This is a genomic window from Streptomyces sp. PU-14G (assembly GCF_041028275.1).
Classification (GTDB): Bacteria; Actinomycetota; Actinomycetes; order Streptomycetales; family Streptomycetaceae; genus Streptomyces.
Window position 1 is genome coordinate 14,516 of sequence record NZ_JASKYT010000036.1, and the last position, 22,079, is coordinate 36,594.

Annotated in this window: 21 protein-coding genes and 1 other RNA gene; 18 read left to right on the forward strand and 4 right to left on the reverse strand. The window is 72.2% G+C overall.

Going from position 1 to position 22,079, the window contains the following annotated elements; genetic code table 11:
- Window positions 1-180: 180 nt before the first annotated feature.
- From AB8Z75_RS06945 to AB8Z75_RS06980, 8 genes are all read left to right on the forward strand, one after another.
- Window positions 181-1,452 carry a multiprotein-bridging factor 1 family protein gene (locus AB8Z75_RS06945; RefSeq protein WP_369200497.1) on the forward strand — a complete coding sequence of 424 codons (1,272 nt, stop codon included), beginning with the start codon at window positions 181-183 and terminating at the stop codon, window positions 1,450-1,452.
- Between the two features lie 17 nt (window positions 1,453-1,469).
- The gene (locus AB8Z75_RS06950) at window positions 1,470-1,946 is read left to right on the forward strand and encodes a hypothetical protein (RefSeq protein ID WP_369200498.1); all 477 of its coding nucleotides are present in this window, start codon (window positions 1,470-1,472) and stop codon (window positions 1,944-1,946) included.
- 570 nt (window positions 1,947-2,516) lie between these two features.
- Window positions 2,517-4,292 carry a serine/threonine-protein kinase gene (locus tag AB8Z75_RS06955; protein ID WP_369200499.1) on the forward strand — a complete coding sequence of 592 codons (1,776 nt, stop codon included), beginning with the start codon at window positions 2,517-2,519 and terminating at the stop codon, window positions 4,290-4,292.
- Window positions 4,293-4,518: 226 nt separating this feature from the next.
- Window positions 4,519-5,781 (forward strand): serine/threonine-protein kinase, encoded by a 1,263-nt coding sequence (locus AB8Z75_RS06960; protein ID WP_369200500.1) that lies wholly within the window; start codon window positions 4,519-4,521, stop codon window positions 5,779-5,781.
- 400 nt (window positions 5,782-6,181) lie between these two features.
- On the forward strand, window positions 6,182-7,333 hold the full coding sequence (locus AB8Z75_RS06965; protein WP_369200515.1) for an iron-containing redox enzyme family protein: 1,152 nt from the start codon (window positions 6,182-6,184) through the stop codon (window positions 7,331-7,333).
- Between the two features lie 12 nt (window positions 7,334-7,345).
- Window positions 7,346-8,119: a 2OG-Fe dioxygenase family protein gene (locus AB8Z75_RS06970; RefSeq protein WP_369200501.1), complete on the forward strand. Its 774-nt coding sequence runs from the start codon at window positions 7,346-7,348 to the stop codon at window positions 8,117-8,119.
- A 36-nt stretch (window positions 8,120-8,155) separates the two neighbouring features.
- Window positions 8,156-9,271 (forward strand): peptide chain release factor 2, encoded by a 1,116-nt coding sequence (gene prfB / locus AB8Z75_RS06975; RefSeq protein WP_369200502.1) that lies wholly within the window; start codon window positions 8,156-8,158, stop codon window positions 9,269-9,271.
- 241 nt (window positions 9,272-9,512) lie between these two features.
- Window positions 9,513-10,325, forward strand: coding sequence for an LPXTG cell wall anchor domain-containing protein (locus AB8Z75_RS06980; protein ID WP_369200503.1), 813 nt, complete (start codon window positions 9,513-9,515; stop codon window positions 10,323-10,325).
- A gap of 222 nt (window positions 10,326-10,547) precedes the next feature.
- Here AB8Z75_RS06980 and AB8Z75_RS06985 read toward each other — a convergent pair whose 3' ends face one another.
- Window positions 10,548-10,742, reverse strand: coding sequence for a hypothetical protein (locus tag AB8Z75_RS06985; protein WP_242751452.1), 195 nt, complete (start codon window positions 10,740-10,742; stop codon window positions 10,548-10,550).
- A 288-nt stretch (window positions 10,743-11,030) separates the two neighbouring features.
- Here AB8Z75_RS06985 and ftsE point away from each other — a divergent pair, with 288 nt between their 5' ends.
- From ftsE to AB8Z75_RS07020, 7 genes are all read left to right on the forward strand, one after another.
- Window positions 11,031-11,720 carry a cell division ATP-binding protein FtsE gene (gene ftsE, locus AB8Z75_RS06990; protein ID WP_114013802.1) on the forward strand — a complete coding sequence of 230 codons (690 nt, stop codon included), beginning with the start codon at window positions 11,031-11,033 and terminating at the stop codon, window positions 11,718-11,720.
- 22 nt (window positions 11,721-11,742) lie between these two features.
- Window positions 11,743-12,654 carry a permease-like cell division protein FtsX gene (gene ftsX, locus AB8Z75_RS06995; protein WP_369200504.1) on the forward strand — a complete coding sequence of 304 codons (912 nt, stop codon included), beginning with the start codon at window positions 11,743-11,745 and terminating at the stop codon, window positions 12,652-12,654.
- Between the two features lie 68 nt (window positions 12,655-12,722).
- Window positions 12,723-14,075: a S41 family peptidase gene (locus AB8Z75_RS07000; protein ID WP_369200505.1), complete on the forward strand. Its 1,353-nt coding sequence runs from the start codon at window positions 12,723-12,725 to the stop codon at window positions 14,073-14,075.
- An 18-nt stretch (window positions 14,076-14,093) separates the two neighbouring features.
- Window positions 14,094-14,621, forward strand: coding sequence for an SsrA-binding protein SmpB (smpB, locus tag AB8Z75_RS07005; RefSeq protein WP_114013799.1), 528 nt, complete (start codon window positions 14,094-14,096; stop codon window positions 14,619-14,621).
- Between the two features lie 170 nt (window positions 14,622-14,791).
- Window positions 14,792-15,164: a transfer-messenger RNA gene (gene ssrA, locus AB8Z75_RS07010) on the forward strand.
- A gap of 168 nt (window positions 15,165-15,332) precedes the next feature.
- Window positions 15,333-15,977: a GPP34 family phosphoprotein gene (locus AB8Z75_RS07015; protein ID WP_369200506.1), complete on the forward strand. Its 645-nt coding sequence runs from the start codon at window positions 15,333-15,335 to the stop codon at window positions 15,975-15,977.
- 64 nt (window positions 15,978-16,041) lie between these two features.
- On the forward strand, window positions 16,042-16,971 hold the full coding sequence (locus AB8Z75_RS07020; RefSeq protein ID WP_369200507.1) for an oxygenase MpaB family protein: 930 nt from the start codon (window positions 16,042-16,044) through the stop codon (window positions 16,969-16,971).
- A 197-nt stretch (window positions 16,972-17,168) separates the two neighbouring features.
- Here the strand turns inward: AB8Z75_RS07020 and AB8Z75_RS07025 are convergent, their stop codons facing one another.
- Window positions 17,169-17,402 carry a hypothetical protein gene (locus AB8Z75_RS07025; RefSeq protein WP_369200508.1) on the reverse strand — a complete coding sequence of 78 codons (234 nt, stop codon included), beginning with the start codon at window positions 17,400-17,402 and terminating at the stop codon, window positions 17,169-17,171.
- A 103-nt stretch (window positions 17,403-17,505) separates the two neighbouring features.
- On the opposite strand from AB8Z75_RS07025, the gene AB8Z75_RS07030 reads away from it, so the two are divergent.
- Window positions 17,506-18,483 carry a LysR family transcriptional regulator gene (locus AB8Z75_RS07030; protein ID WP_369200509.1) on the forward strand — a complete coding sequence of 326 codons (978 nt, stop codon included), beginning with the start codon at window positions 17,506-17,508 and terminating at the stop codon, window positions 18,481-18,483.
- A gap of 209 nt (window positions 18,484-18,692) precedes the next feature.
- Here AB8Z75_RS07030 and AB8Z75_RS07035 read toward each other — a convergent pair whose 3' ends face one another.
- The gene (locus AB8Z75_RS07035) at window positions 18,693-19,547 is read right to left on the reverse strand and encodes an NAD(P)H-binding protein (RefSeq protein ID WP_369200510.1); all 855 of its coding nucleotides are present in this window, start codon (window positions 19,545-19,547) and stop codon (window positions 18,693-18,695) included.
- 113 nt (window positions 19,548-19,660) lie between these two features.
- On the opposite strand from AB8Z75_RS07035, the gene AB8Z75_RS07040 reads away from it, so the two are divergent.
- On the forward strand, window positions 19,661-20,263 hold the full coding sequence (locus tag AB8Z75_RS07040) for a TetR/AcrR family transcriptional regulator (protein WP_369200511.1): 603 nt from the start codon (window positions 19,661-19,663) through the stop codon (window positions 20,261-20,263).
- Window positions 20,264-20,376: 113 nt separating this feature from the next.
- On the opposite strand, the gene AB8Z75_RS07045 is transcribed toward AB8Z75_RS07040, so the two are convergent.
- On the reverse strand, window positions 20,377-21,150 hold the full coding sequence (locus tag AB8Z75_RS07045) for an SDR family NAD(P)-dependent oxidoreductase (protein WP_369200512.1): 774 nt from the start codon (window positions 21,148-21,150) through the stop codon (window positions 20,377-20,379).
- 130 nt (window positions 21,151-21,280) lie between these two features.
- Here AB8Z75_RS07045 and AB8Z75_RS07050 point away from each other — a divergent pair, with 130 nt between their 5' ends.
- Window positions 21,281-21,901: a TetR/AcrR family transcriptional regulator gene (locus tag AB8Z75_RS07050; protein ID WP_369200513.1), complete on the forward strand. Its 621-nt coding sequence runs from the start codon at window positions 21,281-21,283 to the stop codon at window positions 21,899-21,901.
- The last annotated feature ends 178 nt before the right edge of the window (window positions 21,902-22,079 follow it).

Consider the following 22,079-nt stretch of genomic DNA (forward strand, 5'->3'; position numbering starts at 1 on the left):
CTGCCCTGTCCTTTGTTGACCATGCGTGACCCCCCGGTGACGGGTAGTGCGTTCACTCAACCCCGGGGCATGCTGTACGGGCCACGAAGCACCCGCCGACCGCATACGACGATTCGCGCAGCGCATAGGGGGCCGCACTCCGGGGCCATGCCGCGTAGCAAGAGGGGGAGAACCAATCTCGTGAAGTGGTCCGCGCAAGCGATCCGCGACGCCGCACGAGCAGGCGACTACGGCCGGGTGGTGAAACTCGCCCGGGCCGCGGCCGGCCTTTCGCAAGGGCAGCTCGGGGAAGCCTGCGGGATGAGCCAATCTGCGATCTCGCGCCTTGAGGGGAGGGGCGCGAGGTCGTACGAAACCGCTCAGCTGTCACGGGTGGCGAGCCATCTGCAGATTCCCCCGCACCTCGTCGGCTTGGCCGACCACACAGCGGCGATCGTCGCGCGGGGGGATGGAAACGGAACCGATGTGGAACGGCGCAACTTCCTCGGTGGGGCCGCGGCGGTCGCCGCAGCGCCGGCGCTCTCCATGGCGCCCACGCAGCAAGCGCACGCAGCCGAGACCGGACAAGTGGCCGCCCTGCGCGTGGCCACCACTGCATTCCGGCGTCTCGACGGCACGACGCCGTCGCGGCAACTCGTCGACACGGTGCTCTCGCACCTGAAACTGACGCGGTCGATCGCGCAGGACGCCGAGGGCGGAGACGAGCGGGCGAGACTCGCGGCCGTCGGTAGCGAAGTCGCCAGTCTCGCCGGGTGGTTGCACTGGGATATGGGCGACAACGGGTCGGCCCGCACCTGGTACGGCGCCTCGATCAGGGCTGCCCGGCGTGCGGCCAACCCGCTACTTGCCGCGTACCAGTTGGGGAGTCTCGCGCAGTTCGAGGCGCAGTCGGGGAACGCCGCGCAGGGGCTCAGCCTTGTCCGGTCCGCGCGCAAGCAGCTTGGGCCGAACATGCCCGCCATCGCCGACGCGTGGCTGTCCGGCGTCGAGGCTCTCGCCCACGCTGCGGCCGGTGCCGGGAGTTGTGCCGAGGAGGCACTGCGAGCAGCAGCCCGTCGAACGAAGCAGATCGAACACGAGGACGCGCCGCCGTGGCCGTGGGTGTTCCCCTTCACCGAGGCCAAGGTCGCCGCGACCCGGGTGTCGTGCGGCGCACGGCTTGGGCTGCCTCGGTGGATCGCCGGCGAGCAGGACTCGACCACCGCGGCCATGACCTCGGGGCACGACAAGCAACGGGCGTTGCTTCAACTCGACATGGCCTCGGGACATCTCGCAGCCGGGCGCCTTGACGGTGCGTTCACCATGGCTGCGCGGGCACTCGAAGTGGGGTTGCGCTACAAGTCGGGGCGCATCGTGGAACGGGCGCGAGCCGTGCGTCGCTCGTACCTTGGTCCCACGCCCCCTAAAGTCGTGCGCGACTTCGACGACCGCCTGCATGGCGTGTTCCTCTGACGGGAGAGGCAAGAACTGTGCGTTTGGGGATCACCGGGCACCGTGGACTGTCCGCCCAGGTTGAGCGGATGGTGCGCGAAGCTCTCGACGTGGAGCTGCGGAAGTACGACCCCGCCGAGCTGATCGGAGTGAGCTGCCTCGCGGACGGCCCCGACACGTGGTTCGCCGAGGCAGTGCTCGGCGGCGGCGGCCGAATCGAGGTGGTCATTCCCGCCGAGCAGTACTGCGAGGGGCTGCCCGCGTCGCACCACGCCACCTACGACAAGCTGCTCGCGCGAGCTGCCGAGGTGCATCACACCGGCATGCGCGAATCGACGTCGCAGGCCCACATGGCCGGTAGCGAGATCCTCGTCGGTCTGGTCGACCGGCTCGTCGCGGTGTGGGACGAGCAACCGGCCCGCGGCCACGGCGGGACAGCCGACGTTGTCGACTACGCGTGCCGTACCGGCGTGCCGGTCGACGTGGTGTGGCCCGAGGGCGCCACCCGAGACTAGCCACTGCCCGCGGAAACGACGAAAGCGCCCCCGCCCGGCCGTGAAGCCTGACCGGGACTCCAGCGTCCTGAGCGACGGCATCCCGCAGACAGCCCGTGGGCGCGTCGATCCGACTCGGGACTGTGATCGTGGCATTCGCGGAGCCGGACAGCTGTGGCTAGGGGGCCGTCGTGCCGCACCCCTGCCGCCGCCGCCCCCGGCGCCCCGCCTTTCGGAGCGGTCCGCGCGGGCCTCCGGACTGTCAATCACGGCGTGTGATGGTCTACCACGACCCGTCACGACCTGAGGAAATTTTCCCGCGCGGCCATGGAGGGACTGAAGACGGGAAGGAGAGCCCGAACAGATCTCGTCGGCCACCACGGAGCGGCCGTTTCGTGCCCCTTGCGGAGCGCTTTTGGGTGGCTGCTTACGCATCGGGAGCGCGCACCGCAACCATCGGTACCGGGTGTGCGTCTTCCCGGGGAGCCCCCCGGCTCCCGCGTGCCCGGAGCGCGTGCGTGGTCGGGCCCCGCCTTCCGGGGCGGCACTATTGTGGGCGGGATAGCAGTACGAGACCAGGGAGCGCATGACGTGCGGCCGGTAGGCAGCAAGTACCTGCTCGAAGAGCCGCTGGGGCGCGGCGCCACGGGCACCGTCTGGCGGGCCCGCCAGCGGGAGACGGCGGGCTCCGAGGCGGCGGTGGCCGGGCAGCCAGGCGAGACCGTCGCGATCAAGGTCCTCAAGGAGGAGCTGGCGGGCGACCCGGATGTGGTGATGCGGTTCCTGCGGGAGCGCTCCGTCCTTTTGCGGCTGACGCACCACAACATCGTCAGAACCCGCGATCTCGTGGTCGAGGGCGATCTCCTCGCGCTCGTGATGGATCTCATTGAGGGCCCGGACCTGCATCGCTATCTGCGGGAGAACGGCCCGTTCTCGCCCATCGCGGCGTGTCTGGTCACCGCGCAGGTGGCGGACGCGCTGGCGGCGAGCCATGCGGACGGTGTGGTGCACCGGGATCTCAAGCCCGCGAACGTGCTGCTCACCGAGGACGAGAACGGCATGCGCCCGATGCTGACCGACTTCGGTATCGCGCGCCTGGCGGACTCGCCGGGGCTGACCCGTACCCAGGAGTTCGTCGGCACCCCGGCCTATGTGGCTCCCGAGTCGGCCGAGGGCAGGCCGCAGACGTCGGCGGTGGACATCTACGGCGCGGGGATCGTGCTGTACGAGCTGGTCACCGGGCGTCCGCCGTTCAGCGGCGACAACGCGCTCGCGGTGCTGCACCAGCATCTGGCGCAGGACCCCGAGCGTCCCGCGAACATCCCGAACCCGCTGTGGACGGTCATCGAGCGCTGTCTGCGCAAGAACCCGGACGAGCGGCCCAGCGCCGTCAACCTCGCCCGGGGGCTGCGGACGGTCGCGGACGGCATCGGTGCGCAGGCCACTCCGCAGGCGGCCGGTGCCGCGCTCGGTGTGGGGGCGCTGCTGATGCCCGACCCGACGCCCGCGCCGGTGCCGGAGTCCGGCACCCTCGCCGGGGGCGCGCCCGGGGCGGGCGCGGGCGACTCCGACCCGACGCAGGTGCTCCCGCACGGCGCCGGGTCCGGCGCGGGCGCGGGGCCCGGCGGGCAGTACGACCCGTCGGCGGAGACGAACGTGATGCCGCAGACGGGTGGCCCGGGCGGCCCGGGCGGCCCGCAGCAGGGTCCGGGGCAGCAGGGCCACGGCCAGGGCCCCAACGCCGATCCGACGCAGGTGATGCCGCCCGTTCCCGGCAACCCTCCGCAGGGGCAGCCTCCGCAGCAGGACGGCCCGCACCCGTGGGAGAACCAGATGCGGGCGGCGCGGGACCGCAACGAGCAGACGCAGTTCCAGCCGCTGGACCCGAGCATGGACCCGCTGCGCCGCCGTCCGCAGCGCCAGGCCCCGCAGCAGCCGCCGCAGCAGCCCCCGGCCCCGTACGGGCAGCAGGCGTACGGGCAGCAGCAGCCGCAGCAGTACGGCGGACAGCAGTACGGCGGGCAGCAGCATCCCGGGGCGCGGCAGCAGCCGCAGCAGCCTCCGCAGCGTTACGAGCCGCAGCCGCCGCGGCGTCGTGAGCCGAGGCCGCAGCGGGAGCCGCGTCCGCCGCGTGAGCCCAGGCCGCAGCGTGAGCCGCGGCAGCGCAGTGCGAATCCGATGCGGATTCCGGGGCTGGGCTGCCTCAAGGGCTGCCTGTTCATGATCGTCATACTCGTGGTGGCGGGCGTTCTGGTCTGGAACTTCACGCCGGTTCCGGAGTGGTGGGCACAGGGCAGGAGCTTCTGGGAGTCGACCAAGGACGTCTTCGGGCAGATAGGGGATTTCTTCTCGAAGTTCAACGGCTGACCGGTCGTCGGGTTCCGACGGCGTCCGTCGGTGTCCGTCGGTGTCCGTCGGTGTCGTCGGCGTCCGACGGTGTTCGTCGGGTTCCGACGGCTGACGGGCCGGTCCCGGCCGCTGTGCGCCGACCTTGGGGATTTGTCGACTTCCAAAGGGGGATTTCCCCCGCAGAAGTGACGGTTACCGGTATCCGGGGCTCCCAAGGCCCGCCGTGCCGCGTAGCTTTGTCGCCATGGCAAGGAAGATCGGCAGTCGCTACACGGCACACCAGATCCTCGGGCGCGGCAGCGCGGGAACGGTGTGGCTCGGCGACGGACCCGAGGGTCCTGTCGCCATCAAGCTGCTGCGCGAGGATCTGGCCGCCGACCAGGATCTGGTCGAGCGGTTCGTGCAGGAGCGCAGCGCCCTGCTCCACCTCGACCACCCCCGTGTCGTCGGCGTCCGCGACCTGGTGGTGGACGGGAACGAGCTGGCCCTGGTCATGGACCTGGTGCGCGGCACCGACCTGCGGACCCGCCTGGAGCGGGAGCGCCGGCTCGCCCCCGAGGCGGCCGTCGCCATCGCGGCCGACGTGGCCGACGGGCTGGCGGCTGCGCACGCCGCGGGCCTGGTGCACCGGGACGTGAAGCCGGAGAACGTCCTGCTGGACGCCCTCTCGCTGGAGGGCCCCGGCGGGGCGCCGCCCGCGCTGCTGACCGACTTCGGCGTGGCCAAGCTCATCGACTCGCCCAGCCGCACCCGCGCCACCTCCATCATCGGTACGCCCGACTACCTGGCGCCCGAGATCGTGGAGGGGCTGCCGCCGCGCGCCGCCGTCGACATCTACGCGCTGGCCACCGTGCTCTACGAGCTGCTGGCGGGCTTCACCCCGTTCGGCGGCGGGCACCCGGGCGCGGTGCTGCGGCGCCACGTGACGGAGTCCGTCGCGCCGCTGCCGGGCATTCCGGACGAGCTGTGGCAGCTCGTCCACCAGTGTCTGGCCAAGGCTCCCGCCTCCCGGCTGCGGGCCGTGGAGCTGGCGGCCCGGCTGCGTGAGCTGCTGCCCTCGCTGGAGGGGCTGCCGCCGCTCGACATCGACGAGCACGTCGAGGACGGCTACGAGCAGGACGAGGAGCACCAGGACGAGGGGGAGGGGGCGGCCCACGGGCCCGCCACCGGTGCGGCTCCGGTCGCGGCGAGCGGCGGCGCGGTGCCGCTCGTCCACTCGCGGGTGGGTCCCGACGCGAACCGCGACACGCACACGAGCATGCGGGTGCCGGCGGCGGACGAACTGGCCGGCGGGGCGCACGGCACCGCTCGCGCGCCCCGTCCGGTGGGGGAGGCGCGGGCCGGTTCCGCGCGGCACCACCGGGTTGCCGAACGCCGGCGGCGGCTCAAGATAGGCGTTGTGGCCGCGCTGGTGGCCGCTGCGCTCGCCGTGGGCGGCTGGCTGGCCACGGCGGAGGACGAAACGGGGTCGTTGCCCGCACCCGCGGCCGGGTACTCGGGCGACTGACCGCCCACCCGGCGGCCGGGCACGCACTCCGAGCCCGAGGGCCGGGCGGCGGCAGGCACGGACAGCCCGTGCACGCCCGAGAGCCGAGACGACGGGAGCGCCCATGACGGCGACCACCAGGCAGGCCGCCCGGCCCACCGACGCCACACCGGCCACGGCCTCCACGGCCTCCATGGCCTCGACGCCGACTTCGGCGGCCTCCATGGCCTCGACGCCGACTTCGGCGGCCTCCATGGCCTCGACGCCGACTTCGGCGGCCTCCATGGCCTCGACGCCGACTTCGGCGGCCTCCATGGCCTCGACGCCGACTTCGGCGGCCTCCACGGCCTCGACGCCGACTTCGGCGGCCTCCACGGCCTCGACGCCGACCCCGGTGGCCTCCACGGCCTCGACGGCCTCCATGACGGCCCCGACGGCCTCCACGGCGGCCTCGACGTCGGCCACAGCGGCCACGGCCTCCACATCGGCCACGCACGCCTCCGCGCCCGTGCGCGGCCCCGCGCTCCCCGAGCCGCGCGGACCCCTGTCCACCGGCGTCCTGGCGGCGCTGACCGGCGGCAGCGGGCATCTGGACGACCTCCCTGCCCGGGTGGCGACCGCCGACCCGTACGGCGAGGATCTGCACCTGGCCCTCTACGTGCTCTACGAACTGCACTACCGCGGCTTCGCCCAGGTGGCGGAGGACCGCGAGTGGGACCCCGACCTGTTGCGGGTGCGCCGCGCGCTGGAGGACCACTTCCTGGCCGCCCTCCGCAGGGACGTGCCCGCGGGGCGCACCGTGGACGAGGCCTTCGGCGAACTCCTGGTCGAGCCCGTCGAACCGGCCGGTCATGAGGGCGGGGTCGCCCACCACCTCCAGCACCACGGCGAGCGGTGGCAGCTGCGCGAGTACGCGGCGCTGCGCTCGCTGTACCACCTGAAGGAGGCCGACCCGCACGCCTGGGTGATCCCGCGGCTGACCGGAGCGGAGAAGGCCGCGATGGTGGCCATCGAGTACGACGAGTTCGGCGCGGGCCGCGCCGAGGACGTGCACGCCCGGCTGTTCGCCGACCTGATGCGCGACCTGGACCTGGACGACGCCTACGGCCGCTATCTGGACGCCGCGCCGGGCCCGGCCCTCGCCCTGGTCAACCTGATGTCGCTGTTCGGGCTGCACAGGGCGCTGCGCGGTGCGCTGGTGGGCCATTTCGCCTGTGTGGAGGTCACCTCCTCACCGGGCTCCCGCCGGCTGGCCGCGGCGATGCGCAGGCTGGAGGCGGGCGCGGCGGCGGAGCGGTTCTACGACGAGCACGTGGAGGCCGACGCCGTGCACGAGCAGGTGGTGCGCCGCGAGGTGATCGGCGGCCTGCTGGCGAGCGAACCGGCGCAGGAGCCGGAGATCGCCTTCGGCGCCGACGCCACCGTCCTGCTGGAGGACCGGCTGGGGGCCGCGCTGCTGGAGGCGTGGCGTTCGGGGGCCTCGGCGCTGCGGACGCCGTTGCAGCCCGAGCCGGGCCCGGCTCCGGCGGGGTCGGGGGCCGAGAGCCCGGATGCGGACCCGGCAGGCGCGTAGGAGGATTGCCGCATGGTGGACATAGCGGGTGCTCAGACGGAGAAGAGCGCGGGTGAGGTCGCCGAGGCCAGGCAGGCGCTGCTGTCCCGGCGGGCCCACGTGATGCGGCCCGCCACCCTCTCGCGGTGCGTGGGCGCGGACGAGGAGGACTGGCGCCACTTCGCCTCCCACTGGGAGGACCTGGCGGCGGACGGGTACGCCGCCCGGCACGGCACGCACCGGCTGCGCCGCTACGGGCACTTCCTGCTGGACCGCACGGGAACGCTGCGCCCGATGCCGCACCTGGCCTTCGCGCAGCCCGAGGAGACCAACCGGCTGCACGTCGGCGAGGACCGCCACTTCGAACCGCTGACCGACGCCTTCGTGGCCGACCCCCTGTTCAAGGGGCTGACCCGGATGCTCGGCCAGGTCGCGACCTGCCTGCACGACGCCGACGAGTGGAGCGTGAAGGTTCACCCGTTCCGGGTCGTCGCCTCCGCCGACGCCGACGGGCAGCCCACCCCCGAGGGCCGCCACCGGGACGGCGTCACGCTGGTGACCTCGCTGATGATCGGCCGGGAGAACGCGGTCGGCGGCCAGAGCACCGTCACCGAACCGGACGGCACCCAGGTGCTGGCCACCACGCTGCACGAGCGGGGCACCCTTCTGCTCGGTGACGACCGGGCCACCCTGCACGAGGTGGACCCGGTGCGCCCCGCCGACGGCACCCGTCCGGCGCGTCGCGACGTCCTCGTGACCACGCTCACCGCACGCCGGAACGCGGAGCGTGACGCCCAAGTGGGCTAAGGCCTGGGGTGGCGGCTTGCGGTTAGGGTGGGGAGCGTGGCAGTCGTCGATGTATCCGAAGAGCTGAAGTCCCTCTCCTCCACCATGGAGTCGATCGAGGCCGTCCTTGACCTGGGCAAGATGCGGTCAGACATCGCCGCGCTCGAGGAGCAGGCGGCGGCCCCCGACCTGTGGGACGACGTCGAGCGCGCACAACAGGTGACCAGCCGGCTCTCCTATCTCCAGGGGCAGCTGCGCAAGGTCGAGGAGCTGCGCGGGCGCATCGACGACGTCGGGGTGCTCTTCGAGCTGGCCGAGGACGAGGGCGACGCCGACGCGCGCGCCGAGGCCGAGGGCGAGCTGGAGTCCGTCCGCAAGACGGTGGACGAGCTGGAGGTCCGCACCCTGCTGTCGGGCGAGTACGACCCGCGTGAGGCGGTCGTCAGCGTCCGGGCCGAGGCGGGCGGCGTGGACGCCGCCGACTTCGCCGAGCAGCTGATGCGGATGTATCTGCGCTGGGCCGAGCGGCGCGGCTACCCCACCGAGGTCTTCGACACCTCCTACGCGGAGGAGGCGGGGATCAAGTCCGCGACCTTCACCGTGAAGGCCCCGTACGCCTACGGCACGCTCTCCGTCGAGCAGGGCACGCACCGCATGGTGCGGATCTCCCCGTTCGACAACCAGGGCCGCCGCCAGACCTCGTTCGCCGGGGTCGAGGTGCTGCCCGTGGTCGAGCAGGTCGACCACATCGACATCCCCGAGAACGAGCTGCGGATCGACGTCTTCCGCTCCTCTGGCCCCGGCGGTCAGTCGGTCAACACCACCGACTCGGCGGTCCGGATGACGCACCTGCCCACCGGCATCGTCGTCTCCTGCCAGAACGAGAAGTCGCAGATCCAGAACCGCGCCGCCGCCATGCGCGTCATGCAGGCCCGACTGCTGGCCCACCGGCGCCAGGAGGAGCAGGCCAAGATGGACGCCCTCAAGGGCGACGGCGGCAACTCCTGGGGCAGCCAGATGCGTTCGTACGTGCTGCACCCCTACCAGATGGTCAAGGACCTGCGCACCGAGCACGAGGTCGGCAACCCCCAGTCCGTCCTCGACGGCGATCTCGACGGCTTCCTGGAGGCCGGAATCCGCTGGCGCAAGCAGCAGGAACAGACCCAGGACTGACCTTCCGTCAGCCGGTTCACCCGGTCTTCGCTTGACGGGCGTGTGAGAGCTGGGGAAAGCTGTTCGCTCGGCATGCCTGTGTCAGGGGCGCATGTACGGGGTGAAGAAAGCGCCCCGGTGAGCAAACGGCGGCAGCCCGGGGTGGGGACAATCCAATTCGCCTCGACGGCACGCCCGGTGCGGACGCGCTCCGCGCGCAGCTGCCCCATGGACGAGTACAGCTACTGGGGGTAGTTGGAACATGAGCAAATCGAAGACGCGGCTGCGGGTCGCGCGCATAGCCGCGGCGACCGTGTTCGCGGCCGGCGCCTCGCTGACCGCGGCGGGTGCCGCGCAGGCGGCGGGGACAGACGAGGGTCCCGGCGGCTCCAGCGGCGGCGGTGACAACGGCGGCATCATCGGCGGGATCATCGGCGGCCTCATCGGCGGCGGCGACTCCGGTGGTGACTCCGGCGGCGACGACGGCGGCATCGGCGGCGGTGACGACGGCGGCGGTGACAACGGCATCGGCGGCACCGTCATCGGCGGTGACGACAACGGCGGCGGCGACAACGGCGGCCCGGGCGGCAACGGCGGTCCCGGCGGCGGTGACGACGACGGCGGCGGCGACAACGGCGGTCCGGGCGGCAACGGTGGCCCGGGCGGCAACGGCGGTCCCGGCGGCGGCGATGACAACGGCGGCGGCGACAACGGCAACGGTGGCAACGGGAACGGCGGCAACGGCGGCAACGCCGACGGCGGCGGGAACGGTGGCAACGGCGGCAACGGTGGTGGCGGCGAGGAGCCCGCGACCATCGGCGGTTCCGGCGGTGGCGACGACGACACCTGCGAGCTCGACGGCGACAGCGTCAACTGCCAGGGCGGCGGGGCCAACCCGGACAGCGCCGGCAGCCAGCCGGTGCAGGACAGCAAGCCCGAGGCGCCGAAGGACGAACTGGCCGAGACCGGTTCGACCGAGACGACGTTCCTCCTCGTGGGCGCCGCGACGATGATCGCCGGTGGCATCGGCTTCCGCCTGATGCCGCGCATGGTCAACCGTCGTACCGCTGCGTAACAGCACGACTGCTGCGTAACAGCACAGACGCGTATCGCGCCGGGTTCGGGGGCCTTCGGGCCGCCGGGCCCGGCGCGCTGTCGTCCTCGTAGCCCCGCACGGACCCGCCGCGCCGCTCGGACCGTCGCCGTGCTCAGTCAGGCTTCGCTCGGACCGTCGCCGCGCTCAGGCTTCGCTCAGACCATCGCCGCGCTCAGGCTCCGCGCCGGGCCTCGCGCCGTGTCAGGCCGTGGCGACCTTCTGTGCCACCAGCGCCACGGCTATCAGCGTCGCCAGCAGGGCGATCAGCGCGGTGGGGGACAGGTTGGCGAGCGGGGACTCGCGGTGCAGACGCTCGCGGTGGGCGCGGCACACGGCGCACCGGCCCTCGCTCACGGGCCCCGCGCAGTTGGCACACACCAGTCGGTCGCATGTCATGCGGACTCCTCCTCAGTCGCGCCAACGCCACCCGTGCGTGATTCGTTCCCCATAGGTGCTCTACTCCACTCTGCCAGGTGACGGAAGCATCCGCAGAAACAGGCAGGTGGAGCGCGGACGCACCGATGAGGGGGCACCGGTGCGGGTGGCGTACGCCGGTGCCGCGTGCACGGCACGCCACGCTTCGCGTATGGTCGCCCACACCGCACCCCCGGCTGAACGCGGGAGGTGCCCCAGGGGCCGCACCGCGGCTTCCGTTGCCCCTACCCAGGCCGACGTGGTGTATCCGTGATCCGATTCGACAGCGTCTCCAAGTCCTACCCCAAGCAGAACCGCCCGGCGCTCCGCGACGTTTCGCTGGAGATCGAGCGCGGTGAGTTCGTCTTCCTCGTGGGCTCCTCCGGGTCCGGCAAGTCCACCTTCCTGCGGTTGATCCTGCGCGAGGAGCGCGCCAGTACGGGACAGGTGCACGTGCTGGGCAAGGACCTGGCACGGCTGTCGAACTGGAAGGTGCCGCACATGCGGCGGCAGCTCGGCACGGTCTTCCAGGACTTCCGGCTGCTGGGCAACAAGACGGTCGGGGAGAACGTGGCGTTCGCGCTGGAGGTCATCGGCAAGTCCCGCGGCCAGATCCGCAAGACGGTGCCCGAAGTCCTCGACCTGGTCGGCCTGGGCGGCAAGGAGGAACGGATGCCGGGTGAGCTCTCGGGCGGTGAGCAGCAGCGCGTGGCCATCGCCCGGGCGTTCGCCAACCGCCCCATGCTGCTGATCGCCGACGAGCCGACCGGCAACCTGGACCCGCAGACCTCCGTCGGCATCATGAAGTTGCTCGACCGCATCAACCGCACGGGGACCACCGTGGTGATGGCCACCCACGATCAGCAGATCGTCGACCAGATGCGCAAGCGCGTCGTCGAGCTGGAGACCGGCCGCCTCGTGCGCGACCAGTCGCGCGGCGTCTACGGATACCAGCACTGAGGAAAGCCGAGGAAAGCACGCCATGCGCGCCCAGTTCGTTCTGTCGGAGATCAGCGTCGGTCTCCGTCGCAATCTCACGATGACCTTCGCGGTGATCGTCTCCGTCGCCCTGTCGCTCGCGCTGGCGGGCGGCTCGCTGCTCGCCCGCGAGCAGGTCAGCACGATGAAGGGGTTCTGGTACGACAAGGTCCAGGTCTCCATCTATCTGTGCAACAAGAACGACGCCTCCTCGGACCCCAACTGCGACAAGGGCGCCGTCACCTCGCAGCAGAAGCAGGAGATCAAGACCGACCTGGAGAAGCTCGACGTCGTCGAGAAGATCTACTACGAGTCCGCCGACGAGGCGTACAAGCACTACAAGGAGGACTTCAAGGACTCCCCGCTGGCCGACTCGCTGACCGCGGACCAGATGCAGGAGTCCTACCGGGTCAAGCTCAAGGACCCGACGAAGTACCAGGTCCTCCAGACGGCGTTCTCCGGCAGACAGGGTGTGCAGGAGGTGCAGGACCAGCGCAGTCTGCTGGAGAACATCTTCAACCTCCTCAACGGCATGAACATCGCGGCGCTGTGCGTGATGGCGCTGATGCTGGTGGTGGCGCTGCTGCTGATCGTCAACACCGTGCGGGTCTCGGCGTTCAGCCGCCGCCGGGAGACGGGCATCATGCGGCTGGTCGGCGCCTCCAGTTTCTACATCCAGATGCCGTTCATCCTGGAGGCGGCCATCGCGGGCCTGATCGGCGCCGGTTTCGCGTGCGTGCTGCTCGTGCTCGGCAAGTACTTCCTGATCAACAACTGGCTCCAGCAGAAGATCCTGCTGATCAACTTCATCGGCTGGGACGCCGTGATCAAGGTGCTGCCGTTGATCCTCGCGGTGGGGGTTCTGGTGCCGGCGGCAGCAGCGTTCATCACGTTGCGCAAGTACCTGAAGGTGTGACACACGACGCGGGGTGCCCTTGTCGCAACCGCCCGTAGAGCGCCCCGCGCTGCCCTACACTCCGGACCATGCCAGGCTCGTGGTTGCTCGATACGCGCCCGCGCCGGTCGCGGCGCGGGGCCCTGACATTGGTGTTCGTCGGCGTGCTGGCGACCGGCGCCGCCACCGGTTCCTTCGGTGGTGAGCTGACCGCCCTCGGCTCCCCCGCCGCCCCCGACGCGGCGGCACACGGCGCCGCGAGCGGGGCGCCCGGCGCCGGCGACGGCAAGGGCGAGGCGCCCAGGGACGCGCGCGAGGCGCGGGAGCGCGCGGCACACGGCGCCGACGCCGACGTCGTCGTCAGCCGCAGCGGCGACCGCTGGTCCGCGGCCTACACGGCGCGCGAGTACGCGCAGCTGCGGCGCGCTCTGGAGGGCAGCTACGTCGGCGTCGGCATCTCCGTACGCCAGGCCCGCACGGGTGGCGGGGGGTCCCGAGGGGACGGCGGAAGGCCCCGTACCGACGGACCTGGGCCGCGGAGCGACAGCGGGGACGGGCCGCGGGACGTGTCGGGACACGGGCGCCGTACCGCGATCGAGGTGGACCGCGTGCGGCCCGGCAGCCCCGCCGACGACGCCGGAGTCCGCGCCGGCGACCGGCTGCGCTCCGTGGCCGGGCATCCGGTGGCGGGCGAGCCCGTGACCGCCGTCGTCGCCCTGCTGCGCGGCTCGGAACCGGACTCGCCGACCGGCGCCGCCGCACCCGGCACACACGTCACCCTGCGCCTGGTACGCGACGGGCGCGAGCTGACCCGCACGCTCCGGCGCGCACAGCTGAAGACCGAGCCCGTGCGTGTCCGGCGGCTGGGTGACGGCGTCACCCACATCAAGGTCGGCGCCTTCACGCGCGGCGCGGGCGAGCGGGTGCGCGAGGCCGTCCGCGAGCGGGTCCCCGCGGACGGGGGCATCGTCCTGGACCTGCGGGGCAACTCCGGCGGTCTGGTCGACGAGGCGGTCACCGCGGCATCGGCCTTCCTCGACGGCGGTCTCATCGCCACGTACGACGACCACGGCACGCAGCGGGCCCTGTACGCCGAGCGCGACGACGACCGCGGCCCGGGCGGCGTCGGCGTCGAGCGGCGGCCCGTCGTCGTCCTCGTCGACGGCGGCACCATGAGCGCGGCCGAACTGCTGACCGGAGCGCTCCAGGACCGGGGGCGGGCCGTCGTCGTCGGCTCCCGCACCTTCGGCAAGGGCTCCGTGCAGATGCCCGAGCACCAGGCCGACGGCTCCGTCGCCGAGCTGACTGTCGGTCACTACACGACTCCGTCAGGTCGTGACGTGGAGGGCCGGGGCCTGGCACCCGACCTCGCCGTCCACGACACGGACGCGGCCGTGCAGCGGGCGAGGACAGTATTGAGTGGCCTCGAAGCCCGGTCGTAGTGGGAGAATGGCCGGGCTATGGCGAAGATGAAGACGCAACGGACCAAGGCGAAGGCCAAGGACGACAAGGACGCCAGGAAGCTCGTCGCGCAGAACAAGAAGGCGCGCCACGACTACCTGGTGCTGGACACCTACGAGTGCGGCATCGCGCTGACGGGCACCGAGGTCAAGTCGCTGCGCATGGGCCGCGCCTCCCTCGTCGACGGCTTCGCCCAGATCGACGGCGGCGAGGTGTGGCTGCACAACGTCCACATCCCCGAGTACGCGCAGGGCACGTGGACCAACCACGCCGCCCGCCGCAAGCGGAAGCTGCTGCTGCACCGCGTGGAGATCGACAAGCTCACCGGCAAGCTCCAGGAGACGGGCCTGACCCTCGTTCCCCTCCAGCTCTACTTCTACCGGGGCCGCGCCAAGGTCGAGATCGCCCTCGCGCGAGGCAAGAAGGAGTACGACAAGCGGCAGACGCTCCGCGAGAAGCAGGACCGGCGCGAGGCCGACCGGGCGATGTCCGCGGCCCGGCGGCGGCAGCGGAGCATGGCCAGGTAGCCGGCCCGCCGGGCCGCTGGCCGGGTCCGAGTCCCTGGCCGGGCCCCTGGCCGCGCCCCCGGCCGCCGGGCGGAATAGACGAGGGCGCGAAATGGTTGGCACAGGTGCGCACAGGTCACGTACCATGGGCGTCAGCCCTCACAGCGGGGCAGAGTTTCTCAACTCAACATGGGGATGATCGGTTTCGACAGCGAACGTCGAAGCAGGGGAAGCGAGCCGAGGAACGCGGCAATGATCTCGTTAACCACGTGCCGCAAAAAAATAATCGCCAACACCAAGCGCGATTCCTTCGCCCTCGCTGCCTGAGCAGCGACCTGCGAAGTGTCAGCCCGGGGTAGTTCCCGCCCCGGTTCCTGGCATCAGCTAAGGGAACTCACCGCGTAGGTCCGGTCACGGGGCCTACCGGGACATCACACAGTGACTGGGCCCGTCGGAGACTTGTCCGCGTGATCTCCGGGGCCGAGAAAATCGCAGCGGACTGCGCTCGGAGAAGCCCTGTTTCCACTTCGTTGGACGCGGGTTCGATTCCCGCCATCTCCACGAAGGCGAGAGGCGAGGTGTGCCCACGGATGGCGTGGGCGCACCTCGCCTTCGTCGTTTCTGCGCGGCTTCGCCGCGCGTGAGCGGGGGCTTCGCCACCCCGCACCCCCTCCACAGGGGGGTGTTGATCAGCTTCTTTCCGGAGGTTCCGGGGCGTGCTGTGATGGAGGCATGGAACAGATACCGGACAGCTTGCCGAGGCGGCTCTTCCTGCTGGCGTGTGACGTCGAGAAGGAGCGGCTGAAGTGGGGGGACGAGTTGGGGTATGCGATCAGGGCGGCGGCGTTGGCCGAGCTCGAGGCGCGAGGGTGTCTGAAGGACGACGGGGGGAAGGCCCGGCCCGCCGGGGGCGGCCGTCGTACCGGTGATCCCGTGTTGGACGGCGTCATGCGCGGCATCGAGGGCCACTCACGGGCCCGCCGCTGGCACACGCTCGTGCAGAAGGAGCGCCGGGACACGTGTCTGGCGGTCGAGAGCGACCTGGTCAGGGCGGGGCTGCTCGCCGTCGCGTCCCGGACGCTGCGCCGCAAGGAGATCACGGTGCGTGACAAGGAGCTTCCGGGCGTTCTGCGGGCGGAAGCCGTCGCGACGTTGACGGGCAGCGATCCGGTCGACCGGGTCGAGCCGTCGCGCGCCGCGCTGGCCTCGTTCGCGGCGCTGGCCCGGCTGTGTCCCGAGCTGAGCTGGGGGGTGCGGCACCGCAACCGTCGTCGGCTCAAGGAGTTGACGGCCCGCGCGGGGGTCGCCGGGCCCGCGTTGAAGAAGGCGCTCGACGCGCGGACGGCTGCCGCGAGCGGTGCGTCCGCGGGGGGCTGATTTCGTCGCTCGCGGCCTCTACGCTGCGAGCGGGCCGCCGCGCCCGGAGCGGAAGGAGCGCCGCATGGTCCGAGGTGATCTGCCGGAGCCTCTGGGTCCCGACTCGCTGACCTGGACGTACTTCGGTGACTGGCGCGGCGTTCTGCTGGCGCCCTGGGCCGGAGCGATGCAGAACATGCATCCGCAGCTGGGTGCGGGGGTCGCGGAGCACTCGCGTTTCTTCGAGGAGCGCTGGCAGCGGTTGTTCCGTTCGCTGTATCCGATCGGCGGTGTCGTCTACGACGGGCCGCGCGCGGTCGAGACGGCGCGGCAGGTGCGCGGTTACCACCACACCATCAGGGGAACCGACCGTGAGGGCCGCCCGTACCACGCCTTGGACCCGGACACGTTCTACTGGGCGCATGCCACCTTCTTCATGTTGACGCTCCTGGTCGCGGACCGGCTCGGACCGGGGCTGACGGAGCCGCAGAAACGACAGTTGTTCGACGAACACGTGCGGTGGTGGCGGCTGTACGGGATGAGCATGCGTCCCGTGCCGGCCAGTTGGGAGGATTTCCAGGCCTACTGGGGGCACATGGCCGCCGAGGTACTGGAGGACAACACGCCGACCAGGGACGTGCTCGATCTGACGGCGCTGGCGAAGCCGCCCGCGCTGCGGTGGCTCCCCGAGGGGGTGTGGCGGCTGGTGCGCGGGCCGCAGGCGCGGGCCTCGGTGTGGTTCACGGTCGGTTTCTTCCCGCCTGCCGTGCGGCGCCGTCTCGGTTACGTGTGGACGGTGCGGGACGAGCGCAGGTTGCGCAGGATCGGGCGGCTGATCCACTGGGGCTGGAAGCTGGTGCCGCCGGCGCGCCGGTTCCATCCCAGGGCGCGGGCCGGATGGGAACGCGAGCGGGGCGCGCGCTCCGAGCACGCGCCGCCGGTGGAGACTCCGGCCCGCAACCTGCCGCTGCCCGAGGAGCGGGACTGGCCGCAGCACTACTCACCCCGCGTGTGAGCGGTCGCGCGTGCGGAGCGCGCCCCGCGAGTGTGCGGGCCCCGCGTGCGGAGCGCGCCCCGCGAGTAAGCGGTCCCGCGTGCGGAGCGCGCCCGGTGTGTGTGCGGGGCGCGCCTGTGCGAGGGAGCGCCCCTGTGTGAGGGAGCGCGCCCGTGTGAGGGAGCGCCCGTCCTCGGCGGACACTTCGCGGTGCCGGCTCATGGCGTCCCGCCCCCTCCGCGCCCGTGACGGGACAGTTTCGCGAGCAGACCCCGCAGGGAACTGCGTGGGGAGCGCGCCCGCGCCCCGGGGGCGGCAAGCCGCTCGTAGGGCGCTGGCAGCCGTGCGGCGACGAGGGTGCTGCCGTGCAGGGCGTACAGCGTCGTACGGTCGGGGAGCGAGGTCCGCCGGGCGTCGGGGTGCGGCCGGGTGTGCTGGTAGGTGACTGGCATGTGTTCAGCGTCGCCGCAGGTCACCTGCCGGGTCCAACACCTTCTGAGGCGTCGTTCACGCAGATGTGTGGTCAATCGTGGGCGGCTCGCTTACCGTCACCGAATGCCCAGTGATCTCTCCCCGCGCCTCCTGCGGGCGTTCGTCGCCGTCGCCGAGGAGCTGCACTTCACCCGGGCCGCCGCGCGGATGTACGTGGCCCAGCAGGCGCTCAGCCGCGACGTCCGCTCGCTGGAGCGCGAGCTGGGCGCCGTGCTGTTCGTGCGGAGCACCCGGCGGGTGACGCTGACGCCGGAAGGCGAGCGGCTGCTGCCGTACGCGAGAGCGGTGCTGGCCGCGCACGAGACGCTGGAGGCCGCGTTCGGCATGGGCGACGCGGCCGGCGGGCGGCCACTGACCGTCGACGTCGCCGCGCCCGTCTCCACGGGCAGCCGGGTGCTGGAGGCGGCGCGCGAGGCGGCGCCCGGAGTCGAGTTCGTCGCCCGCTACTACAGCGGCCTGACCGCCGCGGCCGGCGACCTGCTCTCGGGGAGCCTCGACGTGGCGTTCGGCCGGGTGGCAGGGCTGCCCCGCGAGACGCTCAGCGGACTCGACCACCGGCTGGTGCGGTACGAGCACGTCGCTGTCCTGCTGCCGCAGGAGCACCGGCTCGCCGGCCTCGAGGAGGTGCCGGTGGCGGCGTTGGCGGGGGAGACCCTGTACGCCGGTGCGGGGAACCCCGGCACCGCCGAGTGGACCTCCTACGCCGCCGACCTCTTCGCCGGGCACGGGATCAGGCTGGCGGAGCCCTTTCCGAAGATCGAGGGCGAGCGGGAGTTCGCGCGGGTGGTGCGCGGCCGGGGCTGGTCGGTGCTGGCGACCAGCGTTTTCGCCGGCGTCGAGGGCATGGTGCTGCGCCCGTTGACCGATCCTGTGCCGCTGTCGCCCGTCTCGATGGTGTGGCGCAGGGGGCTGCGCCATGCGGGCCTGACGGCGCTGGCCGACACGGCACGCGGGGCGGGCGCCCGCGAGGGGTGGCTCGCGCGGGCGCCCGGCACCTGGCTCCCGCAGGCCGATGAGGCACTGGCTGCAGGGAAACGGTGACCCCAGCGCAGCAGGGGGGAACACGGACGCGCCCCGAAGGGGCGCGGGGAACTGCGCGGCAAGCCACCCCCCACCCGCAGACCGCACGCCGCGGACAGTGTCCACCCCTGCTCGCCCTTTCGGCGCGACCCGCACACTCTTTCGCCCCGCACGCCCTTTCGGTGCACCCCGCACACTCTTTTGGCGCGCACGCCCTTGCGGTGCACGCTTCAGGCGGCGACCTGGGTCGCAAGCCTGTCGGCGGCGCTGCGGGGCTCGCGGCCCAGGAGTTCGGCCAGCAGAGGGCCGGCCTCCGCGAAGTAGCCGGCGCGGGCGGCCTGGTACCAGGTGAGGATGAGCCGGGCCGTCTGCTCCGGGACGCCGCTCGCGACCTGGTCGGCGACCCACTGCTCGTCCTCCACGACGACCCGCTTGAGGGGACGGCCGGTGAGGTCCGAGGCGATCGTGGCGAGGTCGTCGAAGGTGACGGCTGTCGGCGCGGTGAGGGTGAGGGGGCCGTCGAAGGCGCGGTCACCGGCGAGGAGGACCGCGGTGGCCTCCGCGATGTCGTCGCGGTCGGTGTACGGGATGGGGCCGTCTTCCGGCTGGACGATCTCGCCGGTCGACTGCCAGGGGCCGAGCACCTGGTCGAGGGGGCCGTACGCGCCGTTGCGCAGCGCGGTCCAGGCGACCCCGGACTCGGCGAGGAGCGCTTCGGTGGCGATGTGGAACTCCGACGGCCGGTACGGGTTGCCCGCCACGGCGCCCTGCTGGCTGGTGTAGACGATCCGCTGGGCGCCGGCCTCGACGGCGGCCTCGACGGCGTTGCGGTGGAGGCTGATCATGTCGGCCGCCGGATCGTTGCCGGACACCACCAGCACCTGCTCGGCGCCGGCGAAGGAGTCGCGCAGCGCGGTCGGCTCCTCGTAGGAGCCCTGCCGCACCCGGACACCGCGGTCGGCGAAATGCCGCGCCTTCGCGGCATCGCGGACGCTGACGGCGATCCGGTCGGCGGGCACGCGCGTGAGGAGGTGCTCGACGGTGGCACCGCCGAGCCCGCCGGTGGCGCCGGTGACGACGATCATGACATGGCCTCCCGCTAAGTTGACCGCATGGGTCAGTTTCGCTTCCGCCGACGACCGTAGGTAAACTGACCTAGCGAGTCAAGTTGGGCGGCGACAGCGGGAGGCGGAGTCGGGTGAGGGCCGGTGCGGCCGGAGCGGCGTCTGCGGAGCCTCGGCTGCGCGCTGACGCCCAGCGCAATACCGAGCAGATCCGCAAGGCCGCGATCGGTGCCTTCCAGGGCCGCGGCCTGTCCGTGCCGCTGGAAGAGGTCGCCAAGGCGGCGGGGGTGAGCAAGGGCACGATCTTCAACCGGTTCGGCGGCCGGATCGGCCTCATCGAAGCCGTCATCACCGAGGTCGTCGCCGCGGAGATCTACGCCATCATCGACCGCACCCGTGCCATCGACGACGCCTGGGCGCGGCTGACGTACTACGTCACCGCGATCCGCGACTTGCAGTACCGTCAGCCGGCCACCGTCGACACCATGCTGCAGACCTACCCCGACGCGCAGAGCCTCATGGAGATCTGCCGGGCGGGAGGCGAGATCAACGAGGAGCTCATCACCGCGGGCCGGGCTTCCGGCGCGCTGCGGCCGGAGTTCACCGCCGGTGACCTCCATGCGCTCCTCCACGACAGCGCGCTCGTCCTCAAGTACACAACCCGCCCACGGCGGGAGGACTACGACCGCCGCACCGCCTACCTCCTCGACGGCATCCAGGCGCGAAGAACTCCCTGAGGGCACTCCGTCGCGTCGCGAGACCTTGCCTGGTCGTCCGGTGAAACGCGCAGGCCGGGCAGCGCGATCCGGCCGACGTACCAGGTCCGTGGGTGGGTCGGGGGGCGTACGCGCTACGCGTTGGTGCCCGCGTCCACCGTGAACGCCGCGCCGGTGGTGCCGCCCGCGTCGGGGTGCGCCAGGTGGGCGACCATCGCGGCGATGCCTTCCGGGGCGCCGTACCGGCCGAGAGCGGAGAAGGCGCGCTGTCCGTCGGCCGCGTCGCCGTCGGCGGGGTTCATGTCGGTGTCCGTGGAGCCGGGCTGGACCAGGTTGGCGGTGATGCCGCGGGGGCCCAGGTCGCGGGCGAGGCCCTTGGTCAGGCCGATGAGCGCGGATTTGGAGGCGGCGTAGAGGGTGATGCCGCTGCCGAGTACGCGCTCGGCGAGGTTGCTGCCGATGGTGACGACGCGCCCGCCTTCGCGCATGTGACCGACGGCCGCCTGGGTGGCGAGCAGTACGGCGCGGACGTGGATGGCGAGGGTGCGGTCGATCTCGTCGAGCGTGATGTCCTCCAGCGGCCCTGAGGGGAAGATGCCCGCGTTGTTGACCAGGATGTCGAGGCGCCCGAACTCGCGGGCCGTGCGGTGCACGGCCTCCACCGGCTCGGTGGGGGAGGCGCTGTCCGCCTGGAGGGTCAGGGCGCGGCGGCCGAGGGCGCGGATGTCTTCCGCGACCTCCTTGGCGCGTTCCTCCGCGCTGACGTACGTCAGCGCGACGTCCGCTCCGTCGGCCGCCAGTCGCCTGGCGATGGCGGCGCCGATGCCTCGGCTGCCCCCTGTGACCAGGGCGCTCGTGCCGCTGAGCGGGAGATGGGTGGCGGGTCGGTCCTGCGGTGTGGCGGTCATGGCAGTCCTCACTCGGGTTCGTGGCCGTCGCCCGGCCTAATTCTGTAGCGCGCGCTTCATAATTAAGCCCCGAGTATCCTCGGGCGTCAAGGGTTTTCGATACCGAGCGCTACAGAAGAGGTGAGTGCGGATGGGAGCGGGACGTGGACGGCCGCGCGCCTTCGACCGGGACGCCGCGCTCGGACAGGCGATGCGCGTCTTCTGGGAGCGGGGCTACGAGGCGGCCTCGCTGGCCGAACTGACCGAGGCCATGGGCATCAGGCCGCCCAGCCTCTACGCCGCGTTCGGCTCCAAGGAGCAGCTTTTCCGCGAGGCGGTGGAGCTCTACGGGCGTACCGAAGGCGGCGTCACCGCGCGTGCCCTCGACGAGGCGGCCACCGCGCGCGAGGCCATCGGCGAGACGCTCCGCGGCAACGCGCTCGTCTACACGGAGCCCGGTAGCCCCACGGGCTGCATGATCGTGCTGGCCGCGACCAACTGCGCTCCGGAGCACGAGGCCGTCCGCAGCCTGCTGTGCGACGACCGGCGCGCCATGGAGCGCTCGCTCCGCGACCGGATGGACCGCGGCGTCGCGGAGGGCGACGTACCGGCCGGCACGGACACCCGCGCCCTCGCCGCGTTCTACGCGACGGTCCTCTTCGGCCTCTCCGTCCAGTCACGGGACGGTGCCTCGCGGGACGATCTCCTCGCGGTGGTGGACGCCGCCATGGCCTCGTGGGACGCCCTCGTGCGCACTACACCCGAACGCTGACCCCCAGCCGTGTCACTGCCGTTCGGGTCCCTTCGGGTCCGTTCGGGTCCGCTCGGGTGTTCGGCGTCCGGTCCGGTGGGATGTCCGCCGCGRGCGCGSGRSMSGKRYSGWSSGKCAAGCGGTGACCGCGGTCCGCCCGGCGAGGTGGAGGCGCCGGCCCTCCCGGGCGAGAGCGAGC

Excerpts from the sequence above, each read along its gene's own strand:
- AB8Z75_RS07045 (WP_369200512.1), bottom strand. The coding sequence starts at position 21,150 with ATGACCGCCACACCGCAGGACCGACCCGCCACCCATCTCCCGCTCAGC.
- AB8Z75_RS07020 (WP_369200507.1), top strand. The coding sequence starts at position 16,042 with ATGGTCCGAGGTGATCTGCCGGAGCCTCTGGGTCCCGACTCGCTGACC.
- AB8Z75_RS07035 (WP_369200510.1), bottom strand. The coding sequence starts at position 19,547 with ATGATCGTCGTCACCGGCGCCACCGGCGGGCTCGGCGGTGCCACCGTC.
- AB8Z75_RS07015 (WP_369200506.1), top strand. The coding sequence starts at position 15,333 with ATGGAACAGATACCGGACAGCTTGCCGAGGCGGCTCTTCCTGCTGGCG.
- AB8Z75_RS07030 (WP_369200509.1), top strand. The coding sequence starts at position 17,506 with ATGCCCAGTGATCTCTCCCCGCGCCTCCTGCGGGCGTTCGTCGCCGTC.
- ftsX (WP_369200504.1), top strand. The coding sequence starts at position 11,743 with ATGCGCGCCCAGTTCGTTCTGTCGGAGATCAGCGTCGGTCTCCGTCGC.
- AB8Z75_RS07050 (WP_369200513.1), top strand. The coding sequence starts at position 21,281 with ATGGGAGCGGGACGTGGACGGCCGCGCGCCTTCGACCGGGACGCCGCG.
- AB8Z75_RS07000 (WP_369200505.1), top strand. The coding sequence starts at position 12,723 with ATGCCAGGCTCGTGGTTGCTCGATACGCGCCCGCGCCGGTCGCGGCGC.
- AB8Z75_RS06980 (WP_369200503.1), top strand. The coding sequence starts at position 9,513 with ATGAGCAAATCGAAGACGCGGCTGCGGGTCGCGCGCATAGCCGCGGCG.
- smpB (WP_114013799.1), top strand. The coding sequence starts at position 14,094 with ATGGCGAAGATGAAGACGCAACGGACCAAGGCGAAGGCCAAGGACGAC.
- AB8Z75_RS06965 (WP_369200515.1), top strand. The coding sequence starts at position 6,182 with ATGACGGCCCCGACGGCCTCCACGGCGGCCTCGACGTCGGCCACAGCG.
- AB8Z75_RS06960 (WP_369200500.1), top strand. The coding sequence starts at position 4,519 with ATGGCAAGGAAGATCGGCAGTCGCTACACGGCACACCAGATCCTCGGG.
- AB8Z75_RS06985 (WP_242751452.1), bottom strand. The coding sequence starts at position 10,742 with ATGACATGCGACCGACTGGTGTGTGCCAACTGCGCGGGGCCCGTGAGC.
- AB8Z75_RS07025 (WP_369200508.1), bottom strand. The coding sequence starts at position 17,402 with ATGCCAGTCACCTACCAGCACACCCGGCCGCACCCCGACGCCCGGCGG.
- AB8Z75_RS06970 (WP_369200501.1), top strand. The coding sequence starts at position 7,346 with ATGGTGGACATAGCGGGTGCTCAGACGGAGAAGAGCGCGGGTGAGGTC.